21 protein-coding genes are annotated in these 26,191 nt (G+C 63.2%); 17 read left to right on the top strand and 4 right to left on the bottom strand.

Features of this window, described 5'->3' with window-relative positions:
- Positions 1–112: 112 nt before the first annotated feature.
- The gene (locus BMON_RS02105; RefSeq protein ID WP_051917771.1) at positions 113–1,195 is read right to left on the bottom strand and encodes a LacI family DNA-binding transcriptional regulator; all 1,083 of its coding nucleotides are present in this window, start codon (positions 1,193–1,195) and stop codon (positions 113–115) included.
- Between the two features lie 164 nt (positions 1,196–1,359).
- Here BMON_RS02105 and uriH point away from each other — a divergent pair, with 164 nt between their 5' ends.
- Positions 1,360–2,310, top strand: coding sequence for a uridine-preferring nucleoside hydrolase UriH (uriH, locus tag BMON_RS02100; protein ID WP_033512305.1), 951 nt, complete (start codon positions 1,360–1,362; stop codon positions 2,308–2,310).
- Positions 2,307–3,770: a uridine transporter UriT gene (uriT, locus tag BMON_RS02095; protein ID WP_081882780.1), complete on the top strand. Its 1,464-nt coding sequence runs from the start codon at positions 2,307–2,309 to the stop codon at positions 3,768–3,770. The genes uriH and uriT overlap by 4 nt, the downstream gene beginning before the upstream one ends.
- A 125-nt stretch (positions 3,771–3,895) precedes the next feature.
- On the opposite strand, the gene BMON_RS02090 is transcribed toward uriT, so the two are convergent.
- From BMON_RS02090 to BMON_RS09150, 3 genes are all read right to left on the bottom strand, one after another.
- A complete protein-coding gene (locus BMON_RS02090; protein ID WP_081882779.1) occupies positions 3,896–4,873 on the bottom strand; it encodes a serine hydrolase in 978 nt (325 codons plus the stop codon).
- A gap of 42 nt (positions 4,874–4,915) precedes the next feature.
- A complete protein-coding gene (locus BMON_RS02085) occupies positions 4,916–6,028 on the bottom strand; it encodes a zinc-ribbon domain-containing protein (protein ID WP_081882778.1) in 1,113 nt (370 codons plus the stop codon).
- A gap of 337 nt (positions 6,029–6,365) precedes the next feature.
- Entirely contained in the window at positions 6,366–7,481 is a 1,116-nt protein-coding gene (locus BMON_RS09150; RefSeq protein ID WP_152595743.1) for a hypothetical protein, read from the bottom strand.
- Between the two features lie 451 nt (positions 7,482–7,932).
- Between BMON_RS09150 and BMON_RS02075 the strand changes: the two genes are divergently transcribed.
- From BMON_RS02075 to BMON_RS02005, 15 genes are all read left to right on the top strand, one after another.
- A complete protein-coding gene (locus BMON_RS02075) occupies positions 7,933–8,934 on the top strand; it encodes a LacI family DNA-binding transcriptional regulator (protein WP_033512307.1) in 1,002 nt (333 codons plus the stop codon).
- Positions 8,935–9,057: 123 nt separating this feature from the next.
- Positions 9,058–10,587: a sugar ABC transporter ATP-binding protein gene (locus BMON_RS02070; protein WP_033512308.1), complete on the top strand. Its 1,530-nt coding sequence runs from the start codon at positions 9,058–9,060 to the stop codon at positions 10,585–10,587.
- Positions 10,580–11,569 (top strand): ABC transporter permease, encoded by a 990-nt coding sequence (locus BMON_RS02065; RefSeq protein WP_033512309.1) that lies wholly within the window; start codon positions 10,580–10,582, stop codon positions 11,567–11,569. The genes BMON_RS02070 and BMON_RS02065 overlap by 8 nt, the downstream gene beginning before the upstream one ends.
- A 176-nt stretch (positions 11,570–11,745) precedes the next feature.
- A complete protein-coding gene (locus BMON_RS02060) occupies positions 11,746–12,696 on the top strand; it encodes a D-ribose ABC transporter substrate-binding protein (RefSeq protein WP_033512310.1) in 951 nt (316 codons plus the stop codon).
- Between the two features lie 153 nt (positions 12,697–12,849).
- Entirely contained in the window at positions 12,850–13,245 is a 396-nt protein-coding gene (gene rbsD / locus BMON_RS02055; RefSeq protein ID WP_033512410.1) for a D-ribose pyranase, read from the top strand.
- Between the two features lie 35 nt (positions 13,246–13,280).
- Positions 13,281–14,264, top strand: a complete 984-nt coding sequence (locus BMON_RS02050) for a ribokinase (RefSeq protein WP_051917768.1) — start codon at positions 13,281–13,283, stop codon at positions 14,262–14,264.
- 187 nt (positions 14,265–14,451) lie between these two features.
- Positions 14,452–15,255: an ABC transporter ATP-binding protein gene (locus BMON_RS02045; protein ID WP_033512311.1), complete on the top strand. Its 804-nt coding sequence runs from the start codon at positions 14,452–14,454 to the stop codon at positions 15,253–15,255.
- 124 nt (positions 15,256–15,379) lie between these two features.
- Positions 15,380–16,240, top strand: a complete 861-nt coding sequence (locus BMON_RS02040; protein ID WP_081882777.1) for an ABC transporter permease — start codon at positions 15,380–15,382, stop codon at positions 16,238–16,240.
- Positions 16,241–16,251: 11 nt separating this feature from the next.
- Complete coding sequence (locus BMON_RS02035; protein ID WP_051917767.1) at positions 16,252–17,283, top strand: ABC transporter substrate-binding protein; 1,032 nt, start codon at positions 16,252–16,254, stop codon at positions 17,281–17,283.
- Positions 17,280–18,098, top strand: coding sequence for a nitrilase-related carbon-nitrogen hydrolase (locus BMON_RS02030; protein WP_033512313.1), 819 nt, complete (start codon positions 17,280–17,282; stop codon positions 18,096–18,098). Before BMON_RS02035 ends, BMON_RS02030 begins: the two co-directional genes overlap by 4 nt.
- Complete coding sequence (locus BMON_RS02025) at positions 18,079–19,173, top strand: asparaginase (protein WP_081882774.1); 1,095 nt, start codon at positions 18,079–18,081, stop codon at positions 19,171–19,173. The genes BMON_RS02030 and BMON_RS02025 overlap by 20 nt, the downstream gene beginning before the upstream one ends.
- A 695-nt stretch (positions 19,174–19,868) precedes the next feature.
- Complete coding sequence (locus BMON_RS02020; protein WP_081882799.1) at positions 19,869–21,035, top strand: uroporphyrinogen decarboxylase family protein; 1,167 nt, start codon at positions 19,869–19,871, stop codon at positions 21,033–21,035.
- On the top strand, positions 21,032–22,282 hold the full coding sequence (locus BMON_RS02015) for an ABC transporter substrate-binding protein (RefSeq protein WP_237745289.1): 1,251 nt from the start codon (positions 21,032–21,034) through the stop codon (positions 22,280–22,282). The genes BMON_RS02020 and BMON_RS02015 overlap by 4 nt, the downstream gene beginning before the upstream one ends.
- A gap of 129 nt (positions 22,283–22,411) precedes the next feature.
- Positions 22,412–24,226, top strand: coding sequence for an ABC transporter permease (locus tag BMON_RS02010; RefSeq protein WP_033512315.1), 1,815 nt, complete (start codon positions 22,412–22,414; stop codon positions 24,224–24,226).
- 74 nt (positions 24,227–24,300) lie between these two features.
- Entirely contained in the window at positions 24,301–26,139 is a 1,839-nt protein-coding gene (locus BMON_RS02005; RefSeq protein WP_202805439.1) for an ATP-binding cassette domain-containing protein, read from the top strand.
- Positions 26,140–26,191: the final 52 nt, after the last annotated feature.

The raw sequence follows: 26,191 nt of genomic DNA, 5'->3' as shown, positions 1-26,191 counted from the left end.
CCTTCGTCGTGTCTTGTGTGCGTTGCGGTCGCGATGCCAGACGTTGATCGGTCGATGGCATCTCCGCGATGCATTGCGCGTCCATTGTACGGCACGTGCAAGCCCGTGCGTGCTATGCTTTCGGCATTGACGAACCGGCCCATGCCACCGTCGCCCGTTCCACGAGCTTCGGTGTGAGCATGGTGCGTTGTGGACCGGTGAACCATGGCTTTCCGGTGTCGGCGCCCACCTGCTTGGTCGCCTTCGCGAGGAGTTTCAGCCTGGCGGTGAGGGTGTCGATGGCGACCGCCGAGAGTCGCTCGAGATCCTGGTCGATCGTGGTGAGTTCCACGCCCATCGCGCCGAACGCCGTGTCATTGTCGTATCCGATGAGCGAGATGTCCTGCGGCACCCGCAGGCCTTGCGCGCGCAGGTTGCTCAGGGCTCCGAGTGCGGTCAGGTCGTTGCCGCAGAACACCGCGGTGACATGATGGTCGAGCAACCCGGAGACCGTCTCGAACCCGCCTTGGTAGCGGAACTTGCCCTCGGTGATGAGTGCCTCGGGCACTTCGAAGCCCGCCTGCGACATGCGATCGAGGAATCCTGTGATCCGACCGTCGTTCTTCATGTACGTCGATTGGGCCGCTATGACGCCGACGTGGTGGTGGCCGTGGTCGAGCAGACATTGGGCTGCGAGTTCACCGCCGCGGTAGTTGTCGAAGCCGACCCCGTCGCACCAGGGCAGCGCCGAGATTCTGTCCAGGATAATGACGGGGATATCCAACTGCTCGACATTCGAACGGAAGTTCGCCGGTTGGTCGAAGGATTCCAGTGACGGCACGATCATGACGCCATCGAGGCCGCGTGACCGAAATTCCTTGAGCAACTGCCGTTCGGAGATCGCGGAATCATTGGAGTTGGCGATGACCAGGATGTAGCCGTGTGCATTGCAGACATCGCTGAGATGCTTCGCCAGATTCGCGAAGTACACGTTCTGGATGTCAGGGACGATAAGACCCAGGAGCATCGAACGATTGCTGACCAGGCTGCGTGCGCTCTGATTTGGGACATAGTGCAGACGTCGTGCGATGTCGAGGATGCGAGCTTTGGTTTCGGCGGACAAGCGGTTCGGTCGGTTGTTCAGGGTCAGTGAGACCGACGTCGTCGATGTTTGCGCTTCGGCGGCGATGTCCTTGATGGTTGCGCGGCGCGACACACGGCCCCCTATGGCTTGGCTTCGTTTGACACGGCTGATAATACGTTTTATCATGGACTCTAAGGTTTGGTAAAACGTTTTATCATTCTGGAATGGAATCCGCAAGTAAGCATGCGTACCGCAATGAAGTGAGATATGCATGATTCGAGGACGAAGGAGTGTGGATGGCAAGGAAAATCATCCTGGACTGCGACCCGGGGCATGACGACGCCGTCGCCATATTGTTGGCGCTCGGCAGCGAGAAGATCGATCTGCTCGGCATCACCACGATCGGTGGCAACCAGACGTTGCACAAGGTGACCTACAACGCCTTGGCGGTGCTTGAAGAGGTCAAGGAACGCACGATCCCCGTGGCCGCAGGCTGCGCCAGCCCGTTGGTCAGGGAGCTCGAAGTGGCCGCATCCGTCCACGGTGACACGGGCCTCGACGGCGTCGATCTGCCCAAGCCGAGTCGTACCGTCATCGACAAGCATGCCGTCGATTTCATCATCGACACCATCATGGAGCACGAGCCCGGCACCATCACGCTCGTGCCGACCGGCCCGCTGACCAACATCGCCATGGCCGTGCGCAAGGAACCCATGATCGTCGAACGCGTCAAGGAAGTCGTCCTCATGGGCGGCGGCGTTCACGTCGGCAACTGGAGTGCCGTGGCCGAATTCAACATCAAAGTCGACCCCGAGGCCGCCCACGTCGTGTTCCACGCGCCGTGGCAGGTCACCATGGTCGGTCTCGACCTGACGCACCAGGCGCTGTGCACCCCGGCGCGCCAGCGGGACATCGAATCCATCGGCACCCCGACGGCGAAGTTCGTCAGCCAGCTCATGGACTTCTTCCGCAAGGCCTACGCGCAGAACCAGGGCTTCGTCGATCCGCCGGTGCACGACCCGTGCACCGTCGCCTACCTCATCGATCCGAATGTGATGACGGTGCGTAAGGCGCCGATCGACGTGGAGACCCACGGCGACCTGACGCTGGGCATGACGGTCGCTGATCTGCGTGCCCCCGCCCCCGCGGACTGCCACACGCAATATGCCGAGAAACTCGACGTCGATCGGTTCTGGCAGCTGATTCACGAGTCCATAGAGAACATCGGGGAAGGGATGGAGCAATGAGCGCAACGAAAGGTTCGACGGTGCATGCCGCCAACGATGAGGAGCATGGCGCTCCGGGGGACCGCGGTTCGATCATCGCGTTGATGATCTCGCTGCTGGTGGCGGTCTTCGCGTTCCAGCTCAACGCCTCCATGCTGTCGCCGGCGTTGGTGACCATGCAGCGCGAGCTCAACACCACGGCCTCCGACATCAGCATGACGCAGACGGTGTTCTTCACCGCCGCCGCCCTGTTCTCGCTGTTCCTGCCGCGTCTGGCCGATCTGGCGGGCCGCAAGAAGGTGCTGCTCGGCATGCTGCTGGCCACCGTGGTCGGCTGTGTGATTTCGGCGTTGTCCGTCAACATCCCCATGCTGCTCATCGGCCGTGTGCTGCAGGGCGTTTCCGGGCCGCTGGTCCCGCTGTGCCTCATCATGTTGCACGTCCGGGTGCCTGATAACGCGCGGTATGCCCGACTCATGGCCGTTATCACGTCGGTCAACGGCGGCATCGCCGGCATCGACGCACTGCTCGGCGGCTGGCTGGCCGCCAATCACGGCTTCCGTTCGATCTTCTGGACGATGGCCGGCATCGCCGCGGTCGCCATGGTCCTGGTCTGGATCACCACCGAGGAGAGCTACGCCGAGGAACAGTCCAAGATGGACTGGCTGGGCGTCGTGCTCATCGTCGTCGCGATCGGTTCGCTGCTCGTGGCCGTCGATGAGGCCAAGAAGCTCGGCGACGCGAACTGGCTGCTGTTCGCCATCCTGCTCGTCGTGGCCATCGTCGCGTTCGTCGCGTTCTGGAACGTGGAGAAGCGCAAGAAGGCCCCCATGGTCGCCACGCATTACCTCAAGCAGCGTCGCACTTGGGGTCTGCTCTTGACCACGCTGCTGACCATGACCGGCGTCTTCGCCATCATGAACGGCATCGTGCCGGCCATCGCGCAGGACACGAAGTTCGGTGCCGGTCTCGGCGCCGACCTCGCGTCGCTCGCCACCCTGACTCCCTACGCCATCGCCGGCCTGGCCTTCGGGCCCATCGCGGGCTGGCTGGCCAGCCGGTTCGGCTACCACACTGTGTTGCGCTCCGGCCTCATCGCCTCGATCATCGGCATCGGGCTCATCATGCTGACCGCGACCGCGCCGCATGTGTGGCTGCTCGTCTGCGTCTCGGTGTTCGTCGGCCTGGCGTATGCGGGAACGGTGAACATCATGCTCAACGGCCTGGGCATCGTGCTCTCGCCCGACGACAATCCCGGGTATCTGCCCGGGTTGAACGCCGGGGCCTTCAACCTCGGTGCGGGACTGAGCTTCGCGGTGTTGTACGCCGTGATGACCCAGATCAACGGCGGGACCGGCACGGCCTCATATGTCATCAGCGTGGCGGTCGGCGGCGTGCTGGTCGTCGCGGCCCTGCTGTGCTCGTTCCTCATCCCCAAGGTCGAGGAATCCTCGGCTGCGGGCGAGGTCTCCGCGGCATAGTCGGTAGGGCATACCGGTATCTGGCCGGACGGTACGGGTTAGTTGCAATGGCGGCTACCTTGTGGCGTCCGGCTATTATTATGCGTGTGACTCGCGGACAAGCCTGTGGTGTGCCCCTCACCCCTTCAGGAAGTCGTCAATGCCGACCAGACCATTGATGACAATGTTCGAATGCCATCCTGGGCATTCAAGGCGTCGGTTTGCCCATTGGTCATCACCGTGAGCACGTAATCGCCGTGTGGCGAGAATACGATAGCCGCGTCGTTCTCCACGCCGGGCACCTCTCCGGTTTTGTTGGCCACGGTCGTGCCTGCGGGAAGGCCCGCGGGGATCTTGTTGCGTCGTTGTTGACCTAGCAACAGACGCTGCATCGCCTCGCTCGCTGATTGTGATACGAGCTGTTTGCGGTAGACCTTGGCCATGAACATGCTGCAATCCTGCGACGATGTGGTCTTGTGGTTGGGGTCCAATGATCCCGTATCGGAGAGCATGTCGGCGATGGTGGTCTGCGTGAATCCGTAGCGCCGAGCCGTGCGGTTGATGACGTCGAACCCTGTTTGATCGTTGCCGTTGCCAAGCGTCTCGATGAGGGTGTTCGCTGCGGAATTGGAGCTCACGGTGATCATCTGCCGCAACAGATCATCAATCTGTGAAGTGTCGGGGAGCGTGCCATCGTTGATTTGCTGGTAAGCGGCGAGCATGATGTACAGCTTGATGAGGCTCGCGGCCGGTTGTATGCGATTGCCCATCGAGAGCTGCGCTCCGGTGGACAGCTCTTCGACGTACACCTGCCAATCGCCGGTGTACCCCTGGATATGTTGTTCCATCTGGGGGCGTAGGTCGTTGAGTGTCTGCTGCTGTTGGGCTTTACGCTCCGCGGCCATGTCCGGTTTGGGAGCCATCCGTTTGCTGGTGGGGACATGAGTCGTGCGGGCGACCGAAGCGGTCGGCGAGGCCGTTGCCTGCCCTGCCGCACCACGGTCGGTCATACGACCGTGCACGACCATCCCCATCACCAGGAGAACGATGACGAGACATGTAAGAGTCGCCCACACGGTTGGTGTCAGAGTCGCCCGTGTGCGGTTGCCCGTATGTTTCGCCATGTCCGTTTCCCCTGTGAATTCAGAGGTGCTGTCGTGCGGCCTTCACCGGGCCTGCAGCCCGCGATGAATCGCGATGAGCAGTTTGGAGGTGAGGGCGGCGGCCTGCTCCTTGCCCTGATTCTGCGTCATCACTGCCAACGACACCGTGGAGCCGCCGTCGTTGATCACCATGAAATAGTTGTAGGAATCCTTGATGCCCATGCCACGGTGTGCCTTGACGCTCATGCCTGCGGGGATGGAGACGCCATCGGTGGTGACATCGTAGGACATGAGGTTCTGGCCGCCATGGGCGATGACCGCGGACAGCATCTTGGTCGCATCTCGGGAGGACGTATAGTTCTCGTACCCGTTGTTCGAAGCCTGCACATCGCCGAACTCGCGGTTGAATTCCGTGGAGTTATAGCCATGTGAGTGCGCCCAATCGGTCACCGCACTGATGCCACCCAAGGCGTTGACCGCACTGTTGGCGTCGTCGTTGCTCATGGTAGACATCATGGTGTTCGCCGAGTCGATGGCGTCCTGGTTGTGGGAATCGCTTGCTGCGAGGTAAATGGGCAAATACATGCCTGCTGCGACGAACGCGTCATTACCCGACTGCGATGTGTACTGTCCGGCTCCCGTAGTCGTGGTGGCCGCCACTGACACATCGGTGTTCGAGTAGCCGTTGACGATCGAATCGAGGGTGGCTCGGTCCAGCGCGGAGGGTTTCGTCTTGTGATGCTTGCTTGATGTCGAGTGTTTCGATGATGACGTCGGCGACGCGGTGGCGCTAGGGGCGTCGCCGGTGGGGGACTGGGGCTGAGGGGATGCGTTGTGGCCCCATGCGCCGCTTTCGAAGGCGATGAACGCCACGAGGCAGGCGACGGCCACAACCGCTGCGATTGCGCCGATGATGATCGGTGTTTTGTTGCCGCTGTTGTTCGGGCGGCAGACAGGCGGAGCGTAGGCTGCGACGTGAGGTGCCGGCGCGACCGGCGTCGCCGGGATCTGCTGGGTGTTGTACTGCGTCGCGGCAGGGAACATGGCCGGAGCGTCGGCGTCGACTACCGGTTCAGGCTGCGCCGGGACCTGATCGTCAGGCTCGAGTGGGGTGCCGCAGGAGACGCAGAACCGGGCATCGGGATCATTGGGCAATCCGCAGTGAGTGCAATACACGAGTACTTCCTTGATGGTTCATCGGTTCTGAATACCGATTGCTGGGCAGTGGATTGGGGGTGCTGGAGCCTGCGGAGCTGCAGATTGCGTCGGTGTGTTTCTAGTCGCCGACGTTGGCCGCGACGGCGCCCAGCGGCTTGCGGCAGGTTTTGCAGAAATTGGCTTGGCCGAGAGTGGTGCTCCCACATTGCGTGCACAATTTCATGATGTCCCCCCTGAGGTTCCCCTGAACGGCTGCGCCTCGACAAGCCCATCGGGCAACTGGACCGCAGTCGACTTCAGTATAGAAGTGGCGTGGGAGAACCGGGAAAGTGACATCACGTAAGGGACGATGTCTTTATAGTTTCCAACGCAACCGCCCGTCGGCGGCGACCCGGCAGGTGAGGATGCGGGAGCTACGGTCGGACTGTGCTCGCGCGCCCTCCGGTGTGCAGAAGGCTCCGCCGTGTGCGGTACCCATCGGCTGTTGGGACTGGTCCTGCTGGGGTTGTGGCGCGGGGGCCTGCTGTTGGGCGGCGCGTAGATCCTGCTGGCGCTGTTCCTCCTCCGCGCGCGCCTTCGCGGCGTCGGCGTCTGCCTGGGCCTGCCGTTGGGCTGCGGCGGCATCGTCCTGCTGCTTCTTCGCCTCGCTGGCGTTCACGCTGTCCATCGCCAGCTGCAGCGGTTGCACGGCCGACGTCCAGTCGTCGGGGTTGGTGGAGTTCAGGGCGGCATCCGTCGTAATCAAAGCGTTCAGGGCGTCGCGTGTCGCGGGGTCGGCCACGTTGCCGTCGGATGAGGTGAGGAGGCCACGGGCGTCATTGAGCTTGGACGTGAGTGCCGATTTGGCTTCGGCGAGGTGACGCTTGGCTTCCCGCTCCTGCTGCTGACGGAGGAGGCGTTCCTTGCGCTCGGCGGCTTTCCTGCTGCGGTCGGCCGCGCGCTCGGCGGCCGAGACGCTGTGGGTGGGGGAGGGCGTCGCCGTCGTCGATGTTGCAGGTGTGCGAACGACGGAGGCGACGAACAACGCCAGCGACAGGATGATCGCCATCACCGCAAGCGTCGTGCTGCGTCGCCTTCGACGTACTTGGATGACGATCAGGCCGGCCACGCCGAGTGGGAAGGCAATGAGCGAGAGCATTCCGGCGAACGGGAACCCCTCGAAGGCGAAGCACAGGAGTGCCAGCAGCCCCAGGACCAGGGATGATACCGCGAGCTTCGACCAAGGCAGGGGCTTGCCGTTCCCTCGGTCGCTGTGCTCTCCGGTATCGGGTGGTGTGCCGCCGTCGGAGGGTGGCGGAGTGGCGATTGATGGCTGCGTCCGTGTTGCCATCTGCGGATGTGTCGTCGGCTGGTGCGGTGCCGTCGGCTGTACGGGCATGACGCCCGTGGGTGTCGAGTCGATGCGTTGCGTCGGCTCGTCATTCGTGTCCATGTGTTTGCTCTCGATGGTTGTACCCAATCGCCAACCCATGATGCCCCCTTGTTGCGCAACGTTGCCGGAGGTCAGCATACGCCTCATTGGGCAAAGACGCTGCCACATGGTCGCAAATAGTCGGGTGGGTCGTGACGGTCGAGCGTTCCGAAATCGACACGCCGGGGTGTCCGGGGCTTGCCGGACGACCGACCTGTGATATATCATTGCGATAACGTTACCGCATAGGTATTGCAGAGTTTTTGTAGTATTGATGTGAACGTTATTGCAATGGGATTGCTGCTGTTATTCAGCGCAGATAAGGGCTGCATTTCCAACTCGGTACAACCAGGATTACGGCATGGCATCGCAGCTGTGAAGTATCGCAACGATGACGCTGTGGCGTAGCCGGTAGGTAACCGTCCGACGACGTCGGAAACGTCGTCCAGGGGTTCGCGGCCATACGCTACGGCGGCGAACGGGAGCATGACTCGAGGGAGAGGAGATGCCGATGGCATACGCCACGATTCGCGATGTGGCCCGTCTTGCGGGTGTTTCGGTCTCGACCGTCTCCCGCGCCCTGAACACCAAAGGCAGAATCTCGGAACATACCAAGCTCGTGGTCGAACAGGCTATGAAGGAGCTCGGCTACATCCCCGATTCGAGGGCGCAGGCCATGCGGTCCTCGAAAACGGGGACCGTCGGGCTGCTCGTGCCCGACATCCGAAACCCGTATTTCGCGGATCTGGCGTATACGATTCAGGATGCGTTGTTCGGCGCCGGCTACTGCACATTCATCGGCACCTCTTCGGAAAACGCGGATCAGCAGGACTCCTTCATCATGAGCATCCTGTCGCAGCGCATCGATGGCGCCATCCTGGTGCCCCAGGGCGGAGATTCGCATGCGCTTCGGTTGTTGATCGGCAGGAAACTCCCTCTCGTGTTCGTCGACCGTCAGGTGGAGGGCCTCGACACGATACCCGTCGTCGATTCCGACCCGATCCCGGGACTCACCGAGGCGTTGGAGGATATCCGGGCCCATGGCTGTTCCAAGGTCGGCTACGTCTCAGGCCCCGTGCTGGAGTCGCCGACCCTGCAGGAACGCGAATACGTGTTCAGGGAACTGGCCGCCATGGCGTTCGGCGAGGACCATGTGTTCGTCGAATCCACCGGATTCGATCAGTCGTCGTGCGTTTCGGTGTTGCGCCGGATGCGCCGGGCGGGGGTCGGTGCGGTGATCTTCGGGTATTCGCCCGATGCCGTGCGCGCCGTGTCGCTCATGCACGACAACGGCATACGGGTCGGACTCGATATCTCGATCGTCTCGTTCGACGACCTCGAGATGTTCCGGCTCACCAGCCCTCACATCTCGGTCATTTCCCAGCAGGTCCGGCGCATCGGGGCCATCGGGGCGCAGACCTTCCTCGATATGGTCGTCGGGCACGGCGCGGCCGGATCGCATCGGGTGGAGACGACGTACATCCCCCGGGAATCCGTGGGGAGGATGCGATGACAGCGAGTGCGATGACAAAGAGGACGACGATGTCGAGGACGCGAACGCACGGTGCCGGGCCCCCGGGAGTCCGGGGCGTGAAGGACTTCGGAACAGTTGGTGGTACAGAGAAAGTGAGGGATTATGACCCAATTATCGTTGGTAGGGGTGTCGAAGATATTCGGCAACGCCAAAGTGGTCGATACCGTTTCGATCACCGTGGAGCCAGGCAAGGTGCATGTGCTCCTTGGCGAGAACGGCGCCGGTAAGTCCACGGTCATCAAGATGATGAGCGGCATCTATCAGCCCGATGAGGGGCATATCGAGATCGACGGCAAGCAGTTGGTGATCCCGAACGTCGATGCGGCCCGCAAACTGGGCATCGCGGTGATCCACCAGGAACTCAACATGGTCCCCGGTCTGTCGATCATGGAGAACCTGTTCCTCGGCGATCTGCCGACCAAAGCCGGTTTCGTGGATCGTGCCACGATGAAGCGCAGGGCCCGGGCGGCCTTGGAGCGCATCGGCCTGAACGAGGACGTGTCGACGCCGATGAACGCGCTCGGCGTGGCCCGGCAGCAGATGGTCGAGATCGCCAAGGCGCTCATGCAGGACGCGTCCATTCTGATTCTCGATGAACCGACCGCGTCGTTGACCCGAAAGGAATGCGACCAGCTGTTCACGATCATGGATGAGCTCAAGGCCAAGGGTGTGGCCATGGTCTTCATCTCCCACCATCTCGATGAGATTGCACGGGTGGGCGACGTGGTCACCGTGCTGCGGGATGGCAAGTACGTTGGCACCATACCGGCATCCAGTCCCGAATCGGAGCTCGTGCGCATGATGGTGGGCCGCAACATCGACAACCAGTACCCGCGCACGGCCGGCAAGCCGGGCGAGGTGATGCTCAGTGTCCAAGGCCTGACCAGGCACGGCGCCATCAACGACGTGTCGTTCGATGTCAAGGCAGGCGAAGTGGTTGGGCTGGCGGGTCTGGTCGGCGCCGGGCGCACCGAGGTGCTCCGGGCGATCTTCGGTGCGGACACGTACGATTCGGGGACCATCATGGTCGACGGCACCGTCGTGCCCAAAGGCAATATCGCCAAGACGATCGACGCCGGCGTGGGGCTCGTGCCCGAGGACCGCAGGAACCAGGGGCTCATCATGGAGGCATCGGTCGCCGAGAACCTCGGTCTGGCGACCATGATTCCCACATCCAAGGCCGGTTTCGTCGATCGCGTCGGCCAGCGTCGTCGCGAACAGGACACCGCGAAGAAACTCAACATTCGCATGGCCGGCATCGATCAGAGAACCGGGTCGCTGTCGGGCGGCAACCAGCAGAAGATCGTGTTCGGCAAATGGTCGATGGCGCACGTCAAGGTGCTGCTGCTCGACGAGCCGACACGAGGCGTGGATGTAGGCGCGCGCGTGGAGATCTATGAACTCATCAACAGAGTGACCGCCCAGGGCGGGGCCGTGGTCATGGCTTCCTCGGATCTGCCCGAAGTGCTGGGCATGTCCGATCGGGTTCTGGTCATGAGCAACGGGCATCTGAGCGGAGCGATGCCGGCCGCCGAAGCCACCCAGGAGAAGGTCATGTCACTGGCCGTCTCCCACATGCGAGAGGCCGACGAACCCGAGATGGAATCAGTAAAGGAGAGCAGCAATGAGTGAAACAACGAAGGTCGTCGAAGGCGACAAGACCAAAGACGGCACATTCGATCAGGTCAAGCGCTTCGTGGCGCGCAACGGGGCCCTCCTGGGGCTGGTGCTGCTGTGCGTCGTCCTGGCGCTCGCCACGCCGGCGTTCCTGACCGGACCCAACATCCTCAACGTCGGCATACAGGCGGCAACGGTGGCGATCCTTGCCTTCGGGCAGACCTTCGTCATCGTCTCGGCGGGCATCGATCTGTCCGTAGGTTCGGTGGCGGCGGTCTCGAGCATGCTGGTCGCCTACACCGGCGCTTCGATGGGGTTGCCCGGATGGTTCACGATCCTCGTCGGCCTGTTGGCCGGCGCGGTGTTCGGCGCTCTCTCGGGCATCGCCAACGCCTATCTCAAACTGCCGTCCTTCATCGCCACCCTCGCCATGATGTCGGTGGCGCGCGGTCTCACGCTCGTCATCTCCGACGGCAGGCCGATCTCCACGTCGGGCATGGTGAACTTCTTCGGGACGACCATCGTCGGCGTGCCCGTGCCGATCGTCATGATGCTCATCATGGGCCTCATCGCGGCCGTCATCCTCAACTTCACCAGCGCCGGGCGGTCCATGTACGCGGTGGGCGGCAACATGGAGGCCTCCAGGTTGTCGGGCATCAATGTGCACCGGACCCAGATCATGGTCTTCCTGTTGTCGGGCGTCTTCGCGGCCGTCGCCGGGCTGGTCATCGCCGGGCGACTGCATTCGGCGCAACCCCAGGCCGCCACCGGGTACGAGATGGACGCGATCGCCTCCGTCGTCATCGGCGGGGCCTCGCTGTCGGGCGGCAAGGGCAAGGTGTCGGGAACCTTCATCGGCGCCATCCTGCTCGCCGTCATCCGTAATGGACTCAACATACTCAACGTGTCGTCCTTCTGGCAGCAGGTCGTCATCGGCCTGGTCATCGCCTTCGCCGTGAGCTTCGACACCCTGCGCCGCAAGGAGGATGCACACTGACGACACCGGGAAGGCGGCGCGGCCCCGCGGCCACCGCGCTCGAGCGGCAATCCGTTCGATGCAATGCGGCACGCGGGCAAGCACCGCCGACCCGCCACCCAACGAAGGGTGAACGGATATCAAGCAGTGAATCAACAAGCAGTGAATCAAGAAGAACAACAAGAAAGAAGAACATCATGATGAACATCACATTCAAGAGAAGCGTCCGCGCCGCTATGGCCATTCTGTGCGCCGGAGCCCTCATGGCGGGGGCCAGTGCGTGCGGCGGGTCAGGCTCGTCGTCGGCCGGCGGCGACAAGGTCGCACTGCTGGTCTCGACCCTGAACAATCCGTTCTTCGTCGATCTGCGCGACGGTGCGCAGGCGGAGGCCAAGAAGCTCGGCCTCGACCTGCAGGTCTCCGACGCCCAGAACGATTCCTCGACGCAGCAGAACCAGGCGCAGAATGCCCAGTCTCAGGGCGCCAAGGCCGTCATCATCAATCCCGTGGACTCCGACGCGGCCGGACCCGCGGTGGCTCCGTTGCTGTCGACCAAGCTCCCCGTCATCTCCGTCGACCGGGCGGTGACCGGTGAGGAGGTGGACTCGCATGTCGCATCCGACAACGTCGCAGGTGGAGCCCAGGCGGCCGATGAGCTCGCCAAGGCCATCGGCGAAAAGGGCCAGGTGCTCATTTTGCAGGGCACCCCCGGTGCGGCCTCGACCCGCGACCGCGGCAAGGGCTTTAAGGACGAGATCAAGAAGTACCCTGGCATCACCATCGCCGCGGAGCAGACCGCCAACTTCGACCGGTCCCAGGCCCTTGACGTCGCGACGAACCTCATGCAGTCCAAGCCCGACGCCGTCGGCATCTATGCCGAGAACGACGAGATGGCGTTGGGTGCCGTGCAGGCACTGGGCGCCAAAGCCGGCACGGACGTCAAGGTGTTCGGATTCGACGGCACGGATGACGGTCTGAAGCAGGTGGCGGACGGCAAGCTCGTCGGCACCATCGCGCAGCAGCCCAAGGAACTCGGCCGCAAGGCCGTGCAGAACGCCGCCAAGCTCATCAAGGGTGAGAAGGTGCAGAAGACCGAGCAGATCACGGTCAAGACGGTCACCAAGGAGAACGTCGCCGACTTCCAGTGAGAAGCCGTGCGGTGATGCGATGATCCCCTCCGATATGGCCCACCCGTATGGTCGGCGGGCCGTATCGTGGCATGATGATCGTCAGTGTTCCCGCGTGCCGCGCCGTTCCATGCGGCGCGGCACGCATTGAATCTCATGAAGGAGAATGCGACCATGCTTACCCATGGCATATTGAATGCACATCTCGCGGCTGCTCTGGCGGGTCTGCGACACAAAGACCGTTTCGTCATATCCGATTGCGGGTTGCCGGTTCCCCCGGGCGTCGAGGTGATCGACCTCGCCCTGACCTTCGGGGTCCCGCGGTTCGAACAGGTGCTTGATGCCCTCAATCCCGAGCTCGTGCTCGAGGCCGGTGTGATGGCGAAGGAGGCCCGTGGGGGCATTGCCGAAACCTGGGTGAGGGATCGTTTCGACGTCCCGCTGGACTTTGTCGACCACGATGGGGACGGCGGGTTCAAGGATCTGGTCCACGGGACGAAATTCGTGGTGCGCACCGGCGAGACCACGTCGTATGCCAATGTTATCTTCCGTTGCGGTGTGCCCTTCTAACGGGGCCGAAGCGGTTCGAACAGAAGGAGAATCCCATGAGTGATCACGAAGGCGTTGCGAGTCTGCTGGAAACTATTACCTCCCGGGAATCACGGGTCTCGGTCATCGGTTCCATGAACGTCGATTACACGGTGACCGCCGAGCGTCTGCCGAAGCCGGGAGAGACCATCAACGGCGGTCCGCTGCGGCTTCTGCCCGGCGGCAAGTCGGCGAACCAGGCCGCGGCCGCAGCTCGCATCGGTGCCGAGGTCAGACTGTTCGGCGCGGTGGGTGACGATGCCAACGCACGGTTCCTGCTGGAGCATCTCGGTGAGGCCGGTGTCGACACCTCCCATGTGAGGAGCGTCGCCGGTCCCAGCGGCACCACGGTGATCACCGTCGACGCCCATGGAGAGAACACGATCGTGTATTCCCCCGGTTCCAACGCCCACGTCTCGGTCGACTATGTCCATGACGCCGCCGGCGACATCGTCGCCTCCTCGGTGCTGGGCCTGTGTCTGGAAAGCCCCATGGATACGGTGACGGCATGCGCGCGGCTCGGCCATGAGCACGGCATGACCGTGCTGCTCAACGACTCGCCGTTCGTCGACACCTTGCCCGCCGAGCTCATCGAAGCCTGTGACGTGCTCCTCGTCAACGAGCACGAGATGGCCCAGCTGCTGGGCGTCGCGGAGCCGGAAGACGGCGACTGGGATAAGGCCGATTGGCGTGACGTCGCCGCGCGCATGCGCACGTTGGGCTTCGCTCAGGCGATCGTCACACTGGGCGGCGATGGTTCGGTGGTGCTCGATGGCGAGTCCATCACGCGCATCGATCCCGTTCCGGTCCATGCGGTCGATACCACCGGCTGCGGCGACGCTTTCATGGGAACGGTGTTGTCGGGCCTGGCTGCGGGACTGTCGCTCGACGACAGCGCGCGTGCCGCCTCCTATGTCTCCGCTTTCGCGGCGACGGGCATGGGTGCGCAGGCCTCCTATGGGACCAGTGCGCAGATTCTGGCGAAGTTGGCGCAGCAGTAGCGGTTCTTGCCCTGGCGTCTTCACGGCGCATGGTATGGCGGGCAGGCTGTACGGGCCAGGTGCGGTGGACCGGCGGGTTACATGCAGTTCATACGCACGCAACGAAAGTAACACGTCGTTAAACGCAATGGCCTTTTCTCCCTGAAGTGTTGGTGACACATGAATCACAGCTTCGGAGGAGATGCATATGGTCACCAACACCAGCGACGAACGATCCGCCGTGGTCAGTTTGCGTCACATTGCCAAGGACTATCGCGACGCGAACCTGCGCAAGGTCCCGGTCATCCGCGATCTGACGTTCGATGTGCACAGCGGGGAGTTCGTCAGCATCGTCGGGCCCAGCGGTTGCGGCAAGTCGACGATGCTCAACATCATCTCGGGTCTGCTGCCGCCCTCGTCGGGCAGCGTGACCATCAACGACCGGGTCGTGGACGGTCCGACGACATCCATCGCCTACATGATGCAACAGGATCTGCTCATGGAGTGGCGTACGATCCGCCAGAACATCGAACTGGGGCTTGAGTTGCGCCATGTCCCCACCGACCGTCGGCATGAAGTGTCATCGGAGTATCTGCGGCGCTTCGGCATGTCCGAATTCGCCGATTCCCGTCCTCGGGAGCTGTCCGGCGGCATGCGTCAGCGCGTGGCGCTCATGCGTACGCTGGCCCTCGACCCCGACATCATTCTGCTCGATGAGCCCTTCTCGGCGCTGGATTATCAGACGCGCCTGCTCCTCGAGGACGAGGTGCTCCGAACATTCTCCTCACTCGGCAAAACGGGCATACTCATCACGCACGATATCGGCGAGGCGATTGTGATGTCCGATCGCGTCGTCGTGGTGGCGAATCGCCCGACGAGCGTCAAGGAGATCATCGATGTCGGCATCTGCCGGCACAACGCCTCCGTCACGGAATCCAGGAGCGACCCGGAATACTCGACGTTCTTCCAGCACATCTGGGGCGATCTGGACCAGCAGCATCTGGTCGACTGACCGTGCGGGCGATCGGCGGATATCCGATTCGATCCCCGGGCCGCCGCATATGACTTGACCGCATCCAGCAAGCATTTGACGAGTAGATACCTTACGAGAAAGCCTCACGAGAAAGCACAGCGCAATGACCGCATCCATAGAAACCGTACCGTCCACATCATCACGACCAGCGGCGTCCTCCGGGCCGATGTCCGAAGAACTCGAACGACGCGCCTTGCTGCGCAGCCGCTTCATCTCCCGTCATCTCGTGCCCAACGTCATCAGAGTGCTGCTCATTGTGCTGCTCATCGGATTGTGGCAGATCGGGACGAATGCGAAGGTCCTCGACTCGTTCACCTTGGGTTCCCCGCAGGGCATCTGGAAATCGTTCGCCATGTCGGTCGCGGACGGCAGCATCGTCACCGACTGCCTGTCCACGCTGTCCTCGACGGTCGTCGGTTTCGTGATAGGTTCCGCACTCGGTGTCCTCTCGGGCCTCGCCCTGTGGTTCGTGCCCAAGGTGATGCGGCTGATCGACCCGATCGTGGTGACGCTCAACGGCCTGCCCAAGATCGCCCTCGGTCCGCTCATCATCATCTGGTTCGGTTCGGGCAAGGTGTCGAAGATCATCCTCGCGGCCTTTGCCACCTTCATCATCGCGCTGCTCAACTCATGCGAGGGTTCGGCCAAGGTCAATGAGGAATCGGTGTCGTTGGTCAGGTCGATGGGCGCTTCGAAGTGGCAGCTGTTCGCCAAGGTCATCGTTCCGTCGTCCATGCCGTGGATCATCTCCGCGTTCAGGGTCAACGTGGGCCTCGCCCTGCTCGCCGTCATCGGTGGTGAATTCATCTCCGCCGACGCCGGCCTGGGCCGGAAGGCGGCCGTGGCCGGCAATCTGTACGACCTCAACGGCATATGGGTGTCCGTGCTGCTGATACTCGTGCTCGCCGCATTGCTCAACGTGGTGGTGTCGTGGGTGGCGCGCCGCATCGAGAAGATCGTCTGAGGGGAGTGGCCATGCATATCAGAACCCGTATAGCACGTTCGTTCGGATGTCTGCTCGCCTGCGCCATGATGCTCGGTGTGGGTGCCTGCGGTGCCCAGACGGTCAAACCGGTGCAGGACGCGCAAGGGGCGACCATGTATCCGGTCAAGATCAACGAGGCGTTCCAGTCGCTGTTGTATCTGCCGCTGTATGTCGCCAAGGACAAGGGCCTCTTCGCCAAGCACGGCATCGTCATCGACGGCGCGATCGGCAATTCCGGCACCGGCGGTGCGGCCCTGACGACCGTGCTGCGCGGTGATGCGGGCTTCGCCTTGGGTGGCCCGGAAAACGTCGCCTACATGAACGCCCGAGGCGGCAAGACCGTCAGCGTCTCGACCGCGGCGAACAGCGCCCCGACCTGGATCGTTTCGCGAGACGGCACGCCCCTGAAGAGCGTCGCCGATCTGAAAGGGCATTCGGTGTCCGTCTCCGCGCCCGGTACGACGACCAACACGCTGCTCAAAGAGGGGCTCAAGGCCGCCGGTATGACCTACGGCAAGGATGTGCGCGTCCATGAAGTGCAACAGGGCTCCGAGATCAGCACGGTCGTCACCGGACGGACGCAGTATGCGATCGCGAACGAGCCGTACATCTCCCAGAGCCTTGAGAAGGGTCTGCACATCGTCTACTCGTGGACCAGCGTGTACCCGGAGTATGCGTATTCCACGTTCATGACGAGCAGGGCGTTCGTCGAGAAGAACCCCCAGGTCGTCCAACGCTTCGTCGCCTCCATCAACGACGCCCTGCATTACATCCACGGGGATCGGCGGGGGAGCATCGCCGTGGCCCGCGCATGGTTCCCGGCGTTGCAGCCCTCCGTGCTGTCGGCCGCGGTGCAACGTATGATCGACTCGAACGTGTATCCGGAGAGTGCGCTGATCACCCCCCAGGCCATGCGGACGGCGATGCGGCGGCAGATCAATGCGGGCAACCTCAAAGCCATGCCGGAGTACACCAACGTCGTGAACCCCCTGTTCGCCACACGAGCGGAAAGCAAGTCATGAAGATAGCGCTGTGTCAGGTCGCCAGCTCGACGACCTCGGTAGAGGCCAATATCGCGACGGTGAAGGATGCGGCCGCCAAGCTGGCGGCGTCGCCGTGCGACGTGCTGGTGTTCCCGGAAGCCATGGCGCTGTCCTTCGGCGGTGATCTGCCCAAGGCGGCCGAACAGTGGAACTCATGGGTGGAAGGTCTGCGGTGCGCCGCCGCCGTAGCGCATACCCTGATCATCGCAGGCGGGTTCCGTCCGGCGGAGCATGGTGACCGCAGGGTTCGCAACACGTTGTGCTGCGTCACCGAGCACGGCCTGGTCAGAGCCTATGACAAAATCCACGGATTCGACGCGCTGGGCTACTGCGAACGCGACACCGTACAGCCTGGCAGAACGGTTCCCGAACCATATGAGGGTATTGGTTTTGCCGTGTGTCACGACCTGAGATTCCCTTCGATGTTCATCGAGCAGGCGAGTGCGGGGGCCGGTGTGCTCGTCGCCTCCGCCTCCTGGGGTGCGGGGCCCGGGAAAGCAACCCAGTGGGAGGCGCTCGCCCAGGTGCGGGCCATGGATTCCTGTTCGTTCCTCGTCGCCGTCGACCAGGCCGACCGCACGGCCATGGGCGACCCGGGCATGCCGGACCAGCCCCAGGGCATCGGCATGAGCGGGATCTGGGCGCCCGACGGCTCGTGCCTCATGCGGTTGGGCCGCGCCGAGGAGGTCGGTATCGTCGACGTGCCTGTGGATGAGGTGTCCGCCTACCGCAGCAGGCTTGGCGTGCTGCATAACAGAGTGAAGGGAATCGATTATGATGCGTGCGGACGGTGACGCCGCATTCGCCGGGTTGAGCGGCCGCGGGGCGCGGCGCTCGGCATCCGCTTCCAAGGACCTCACCGATCTGCCCCCGGTCGCCGTCGGCGCCTTGGGCGGCACGATCGCCATGAGCGCTCCACGGCAGGGTGCGACCGGCGCCGTACCCTCGCTTGACGCCGAAGGGTTGCTGGACATGGTGCCCCGGTTGCGCAGCGTAGCCGATTTCCGTGTGCGCAACATCAGTGCGACCGGGTCGGCTTCGCTCTCATTCGACGATCTGCTCAATGCCTTGGATTTCGCCAAGGAACAGGCCGAATCTGGTGTGGCGGGCATCGTGCTGGCCCATGGCACGGACACGCTTGAGGAGAGCGCGTATTTCCTCGATCTGCTCTGGGACAGGCCCGAACCGATCGTGTTCACCGGAGCGATGAACACCGAATCGTCGATTACGCAGGATGGGCCTCAGAACATCGTGGATTCGGTGCAGACCGTTCTGGCGAATTCCATGCGCGGCATGGGTGTCCTCGTGTGCCTGGCCGGTCAGGTCCATCTCGCGCACACGGTGGTGAAGACGAATTCGACGGATCTGGCGACGTTCCAGTCCCCCGATTGGGGTCCGGTCGCCCGCATCGTCGAGGGTAATGTGCATGCCGCGTGGAGGCCGGCGCATCGGCGCATGGTGCTGGCGACTCCCGAACGGCCATACAAGCCCTATATCCCGGTGGTTGAGACGGGACTGGGCAACGAAGGCAGGACCCTCGCAGCGCTCGCCGGGGGTGACACGACTCCTGATGCCATCGTGTTGGCCGCATCCGGAGCGGGTCATCTGTCCTCCTCGTGCGCCGATGTCGCCGCAGGCATCGTGGCCGACGGCACGCCCGTGGTCTTCGCCACGCACACCGGGTCGGGGTCGACGTTCCGTCGTACCTACGGGTATGCGGGCGGAGAGATGGTTCTCATCCGCAAAGGCCTCATTCCCGCCGGTTTCCTCACGGCCAGGCAATCCAGGATTCTGTTGGGTGTGCTTGTCGCCAATCACGCCGATATCGCGGCCGTCAAACGGGCTTTCCGCCACGAGGGGCAGTGGTGAGCAGCCACTGCCGGTGATGGTTTTGGTCATCGGGGTTGCACTTGGGCGACAATCGTGTATGCTCACCAGATAAGCGACAACCGTCGCCCGGCAACCCATTCATTGCATATGATCGGTAACCCGTGCATCGCACGGATCATATGATGAAGCGAATGCGAGAATACGGCATGGCTATGAACATGGAAACAGTTCGGTTCGGCTCGACACCAGTGGTGCGGCGGACCGTGTGTTGTCCTGAGGCATGCTGTATGTGATCTGTTGATCGTTTGATCTTCTTCTTCTGAAGAGTTGAGATCTGAAGTACGGAGCTTTGAAATACCGAGCGTTGAAGTACTCGGATTCGATGGAGTGATTCGGCTGGTTCCGAATCGATTGCTCTAGGTAATCCTTATTCCCCGAAGGTGCGTCGTACCATATCGGCGTTCCACCCCCACTGCGTGATGAGTGGAGGTGCGGGGGAGTCGACACCCATCTCAGCCCTGGTATCCCATGATTTGCGGATATCCATATCCGGCCCACGAGCCGCGGAGCGTACCGACAACCGTCGCACACGCATCCCGGCGACCCGGTGGCGCCGCATCCCACAACGTCATACACGCCATACGTCGGACAGGCGTACCCGCAGCGCCGACCCCGGTATCCTCGGGGACCCGCTCATGGGGACCGACCACCGTCATCCCACCAAAGAGGCCATCATGTCCATCAATCGTCGTCACACCTTCCATGACATCGCGCGCCAACGGCCCAGCGACGTCCCGTATCTCGTCTCCGCATGGCAGCATCTCATCGGCCATGAGTACGGAGCCGAGGAATTCGCCGATGCGACCATCGAGTTCGTGAGGCGATGGGACTGGGATTGGGTCAAGATCAATCCCCGTGCCATCTACTATTCGGAAGCCTGGGGTTCGCGGTACGACCGCCATGACTACGCCGGCTACGTGATTCCGGTGAAGATCAGTGACGCCGTCACGACGCCCGAGGATCTGGCGGGGATCACCGCGCTGGATCCGACCGTCGACGGCGTCTTCAGCGAACAGCTCGAGGCCGCCGCCCGCATCCGCAAGGCCTACGAGGACCGCGCCGTGCTGCAGACGGTCTTCAACCCGTTGAGCGTGCTGCTCCAGCTCGCCGATATCGCACTGTATCCCGGCGACACCTACGCCAGCGGGACGCTGACCCGCGAACAGTTGTTCCAGCATCCCGACAAGGTCGAGCGGGCGCTCGGTGAGATCACGAAGACCTTGGCCGCGTATGCTGCCGCGCTGGTGAAACCGACGGATCAGGGCGGCGCGGGTCTCGACGGCATCTTCTTCGCCGTGACCGGCACCGTGAGCGAAGGGTATTTCACCGATGAGCAGTACGCACGGTTCGGCGAACCCTACGATCGCGTCGTGCTCGACGCCATCCGGGAATCGAATCCCGAGGCCGAGGTGCTGCTGCATACCTGCCGCGCCGAATCGAACCCCGACTGGTTCGAGCGGTACGGCGTCCAGATCGTGCAATGGGACCAGTACCTCGCCGGCAATCCACAGGTGGACGCCCTGCGGCACGTCGTGCCCGTAGGCGGGCCGAGTTTCACGGATTTCGCTCCGGGTTCCGATCCCGCCGTCGTCACCACGGACATCGACAAGGTCATCGACCTGCAGCAGGGACGGCCGTTCCTCGTGGCGCCGAGCTGCACGGTCCCCACCCCGGCGGACGACGCTCCATGCGCGCGTTGGCCGCGGCGAAGATCCGGTGAACGCCGGAAGGCGCCCTCGTCTTCGCCAACGCACAGCGACTATCGCCGCATCAGAACCCGTACCCGCACCCATCACAACAACGACACCGAGAGAACGACACCGAGAGGAACAAAGCAATGAGTAGGACAGCAATCAACAACAGGACCACGAACAAGGTGACAATCAGCAACAGCATGACGAGCAGAGGATCCGTCTTCGCGGGGCGGTTGACGCGCATCGCCGTGGCATCCCTGGCCGCGGTCGGTCTGCTGGCCACCGTGTCGGCGTGCGGTCTGGGAGGTGACAACAGCGGGTCGGGGACCGGGGCGAGCGCTTCCGGCACGGTGAACATCGGCGTCATCTATCCCAAGACCGGCCAGTACGCCGAATACGGCAAGATGTTCGAGCAGGGCTTCGATCTCGCCGTCGCCAAAGTAAACAAGGACGGTGGCGTCGGCGGTAGGAAGCTGGGGTTGAAATACTACGACACCCAATCGGACGCGAAGCAGGACGCCGCGGTCGCGCCCAAGCTCGCCGCGGACAAATCCATCATCGCGGTCGTGGGCGATTACGCCTCCCCGGCGTCGTCGGCGGCCTCGCCGATCTTCCAACAGGCCGGGCTGGTGCACTACGGGTTCAACAACTCGGCGCCGACCTTCACCGACACCGGTGACCATGTCTGGACCCCGCAGATCGGGCAGGACGTGTATCAGAAGACCAATGCGGACATTGTCGCGAAACACGCCAAGAAGGTCTCCGTGGTCTACATCGAGAATGACTGGGGCAAGCAGGCCTACGAGTTCTTCAAGGAGCAGGCGAGCAAGAACGGCACGCAGATCGTCTACCAGTCCTCGTATCTGCCCGATTCCACCGACCTGTCGCCGATTCTGATCCCCGCCAGGGACGCCAAGCCCGATGCGGTGGTCGATATCGGCTACGGACCCGACGGCGCGCTGGTGCTCAACACGCTGCGCGACAAGCTCGGCTACACCGGTCCGTATTTCGGAGGCCAGGAGACGTCGGAATTCCTCAATCTCGCGGGCAAGAACGCCCAAGGCACCATCATCACCGGCAGCTTCTCGGCGACCGGCACCAAAGACGCCAAAGCCCAGCGGTTCGTCAGTGACTTCAAGACGAAGTACGGCAAGAACCCGGGCAACTTCGAGGTGACGGCCTACCAGGCGATCATCGATCTGGCCCATGCCGCCAACACGACCGAACCGACGCGCCAGGGCATCCAGAAGGCTCTGCAGACGGTAAAGGACTTCCCGTTGTACCAAGGCAAGGGCGGGACGTTCAGGTTCAACCAGACCACGCGTCGGGCCGACAACATCGAGCCGATTCTGCTCATCGTCAAGAACGGGCAGTTCGTCCAATACGAAGGCTGACCGATCGGCGGCCGGCTAGCTCGGATACCGCCGGCCCGCCGCCGCGACGCACGCACATATGCCGCGACGGCGGCCGGCGGCCCGGTGCGATCCGGGGCCGAGCAACCATAACAATCGGAAGAGGAATTCATGCTAGATACCTTGTTTTCAGGATTGATCCACGGCGGTGTGTACGCGCTGGTGGCCGTGGGCATGTCCCTGGTGTTCGGCGTGACGAACGTCGCCAATTTCGCCCAGGGCTCGCTCGTCGCCGTCGGCATGATGGTCGCCTGGTGGCTGGGCACGTCGCTGGGGTGGGGGATCGTCCCCACGGTGGTGGCGGTCGTCGTCGTCACCGGCATCCTGGGACTGCTGCTCAACGTCGCCGTCATCTCGCCGCTCGAAGGGCGTAAGCCCATCGCCGCGCTGCTCGCCACCATCGGTGTGGGGCAGGTGCTTGATAACGGGCTGCAGATGATCTTCGGACCGCAGACCCGTCCGTTCCCCAAACTGCTGGACACCTTCAACCTGCAGGTGTTCGGCGTCCGGTTCGGCACATCGGACGTGGTCATGGCCGTCTTCGCGCTCTTCTCGATGCTCGGATTGTGGGCGTTCCTCCGATACGGCAAAACGGGCCAGGCCATCCGCGCGACGTCGCAGGATCCGGAGGCGGCGCGGCAGATGGGCATCCCCGTCAGATCGATACGCACCGTATCGTTCGTGATCGGCGCCGTGCTCGCCGGCGTCGCGGGCATCTTCTTGGGATTGTTCAACGGCAACATCAATCCCACGAACGGCGGTGCGATCGGCATGACGGCCTTCGTGGCCGCGACGATCGGCGGACTGGGATCGATTCCGGGGGCCATCGCCGGCGGTCTCGTACTCGGTGTGGTCGAGTCCGTGGGCATCTCGTGGCTGGGGGACGGGGCGCATGACCTCATCACCTTCGGTGCCCTGCTGCTGGTGCTGATCATCAAACCGCGGGGATTGTTCGGCGCGAAGGTGGATGTCGCGTCGGAACCGCTGACCGGCACCTTCCTCGGCGGCGGACGGCCGATAACCCTGCCGTGGTGGGGGAACGCGATCGGCGCCGTGGCGCTGCTCGCCACGCCGTTCCTCTTCAACGACTATCTCGCCGGCATCGGCACGCAGGTCGCCATCTACGCCATCGCCGCGGTCGGGCTGACGCTGATCTCCGGGTCCGCGGGCCAGACGATTCTGGGTATGGCCGGTCCGTTCGCCGTCGGCGCGTATGCATCCGCCCTGCTCACCATGCAACTGCACTGGCCCTTCCTGCTCGCGCTGCCGGTATCCGGTCTCATCGCGGCCGTGGCGGCGAGCATCCTCACCTTCCCGGTCTGGAAGCTGGCCGGGCATTACGTCGCCATCGCGACCATCGGCGTGGGCTACGTGATGGTCGCCATCATCCGTCTCGCCGAGCCGCTGACCAAGGGGTCGCTGGGCATCCAGGGCATCGCGTTCCCGAACGTCTTCGGCCAGGCGCTCTACACCCAGCAGATGCAGTATCTGCTCGACGTCGTGGTGCTGCTCGTGGTGCTGCTCGTCGTCACCCGCATCCGCTCCTCGCATCTGGGCCATGTGCTCGAGGCGGTCGGATCGGATGAGGATGCGGCCGAGGCCCTGAGCATCCGCACCGGGGCCTACAAGGCGCTCGCCTATGCGTTGGCGGCCGGCTTCGCAGGTCTCGCGGGGTCGTTGCTGGCGCATCAATACACGTATATCGATCCTACGATCTTCAACGTCAACATGTCACTGCTGATCCTGACCGTCATCGTCATGGGCGGCATGAACTCGCCGATCGGCGCGGTGATCGGCGCCGTGATTCTCATCGGCGGCCCCGAGGTGTTGCGATTCGCCGCGGATGCGCGCGTGCTGCTCTACGGCGTGCTGCTCGTCCTCGTCATTCTGTTCCGGCCGCAGGGCCTGTTCGCCAGGAAGGTGTGAATATGAGTGAGTCAAACGTGAATATGAATGAGCCGAATACGAATCTGAGTGAGCCGAACGCGATATCGCGCGATATGCCGATCGACAGGGACGATCTGCACGGCGACGACGACATCCTGGCGTTCGCCGCCGAACATCGTCGTGCCGTGCTCGATGCGCCGGCGGTGCTCCAGGTGCGGCATCTGAGCAAATCCTTCGCCGGGCTCAAGGCGGTGAACGACATCTCCTTCGACCTGCATCAGGGCGAGGTCATCTCCATCATCGGTCCCAACGGTTCAGGTAAATCGACGGCCATCAACCTCATCTCGGGTTTTCTTGCGCCGGACTCCGGTCTCATCGATATCGAGAGTCAGTCGGTGGCGGGTCTGAGCGTGCCCGACATCGCCGAATGCGGCTTGTCAAGGACGTTCCAGAACGGACGGGTGTTCGCGGGGCTCACGGTCGACGAGAACGTCGGGCTGGGATTCCACAAGCGCCTGAACGCCCAGCGGCCGTTCAAGGGATTGCAGCGCTATCCGGTCATACGCTGGCTCTCCCTGCTCGCGGAAACCGCCTTGGCGCTGATCCCCGGACCGAAGACCAGGGCGGAGAACCGCGACGTCACCGAGCGCGTCGGCCGTGAGATCGACCGGTTCCGTGAGCGCCTGGGCAGCCGGCGGAACGATTATGCCTACACCCTGTCCTATGCGAACCGCCGGCGCACGGAGATCGCCCGTGCGCACATCAGTGAGCCCGCTTTGCTGCTGCTGGACGAGCCGACCGCCGGCATGAACCAGTCCGAAACTGCAGAAGTGTTGCGCCAGTTGCAGCATCTCAAGGCGCAGGGTCATACCATGCTGCTGGTCGAGCACAAGATCGAATTGGTGACCGCGCTCTCCGACCATGTCATCGCCATGGACGGCGGCAGGATCATCGCGTTCGGGGAGCCCGACGAGGTGCGTCACAGTCCCCAGGTCGTGGAGGCCTACCTGGGCAAGCGCCGCGAAGCGCATGTCCAGTCCGGGCCGGCGGGGCAGCAGGACGTATTGGCCAAGCAGAACGCGATCGGGCGCGTCGTCGAACCGGCGCCGACTGTGTCTTCTCCAGCTCGGTCTTCCGCGGTTCGGCCCGCTCCATCGGCGCCGTCGTCGGCCGATGCGTCGGCCCGTCTCGGGGACGATGCCCGACAGGGACGCGAGTCCCGGCCTCAGACCCCGCCCCTGTTGGCCCTGGACAAGGTGAACGTGTTCTATGGACAGGTCCACGCGTTGCGGGATGTGTCGATCGCCGTGCCGCAGCGCGCTATCGTGTCCCTGCTGGGCGGCAATGCCTCGGGCAAGTCGACCACCATGAAGACCATCCTCGGTCTCAAGACCCCGGCGAGCGGCACATTGGTCTACCGCGGTCAGGACATCACCGCCTCGTCCACGCGCCATCGCGTGCGTTCGGGCATCGCGGCCGTACCCGAGGCGCGGCGCGTCTTCCCCGCCATGACCGTCGAGGAGAACCTGCTCGCCGGGGCGTATACGCGGCCCGGGAAGGCCGGGGTGGCCGACGATGTCGAGCAGATGTACGAGCGTTTCCCAAGACTCAAGGAGCGCCGTATGCAGCAGGCGGGCACGATGAGCGGCGGCGAGCAGCAGATGCTCGCCTTCGCCCGGGCGCTCATGAGCCATCCGTCGGTCATCTGCATGGACGAGCCCACCATGGGCCTGTCGCCGAAACTCGTGGAGGATGTGCTCGATCAGATCGTCATGCTGCGCGACGAGCTCGGGGTATCCGTACTCATGGTCGAGCAACAGGCCGAGCTTGCCCTGTCGGTCGCGGATTACGGCTACGTGCTGCAGAACGGCGCCATCCGTCTCGAAGGTCCGGCGCAACGGCTGTTGCATGATCCGGCCGTGCAGGAGGCCTATCTGGGCATGCGTGCCTGAGAGACGGGATCCGCCGTGACTGGCACGGTAATCAGCTGTGTGCGACACGGGT

The organism is Bifidobacterium mongoliense DSM 21395 (assembly GCF_000741285.1).
GTDB lineage: Bacteria > Actinomycetota > Actinomycetes > Actinomycetales > Bifidobacteriaceae > Bifidobacterium > Bifidobacterium mongoliense.
Note: the sequence above shows the minus strand (reverse complement) of the source record. Positions and strands in the feature narration are given on the sequence as shown.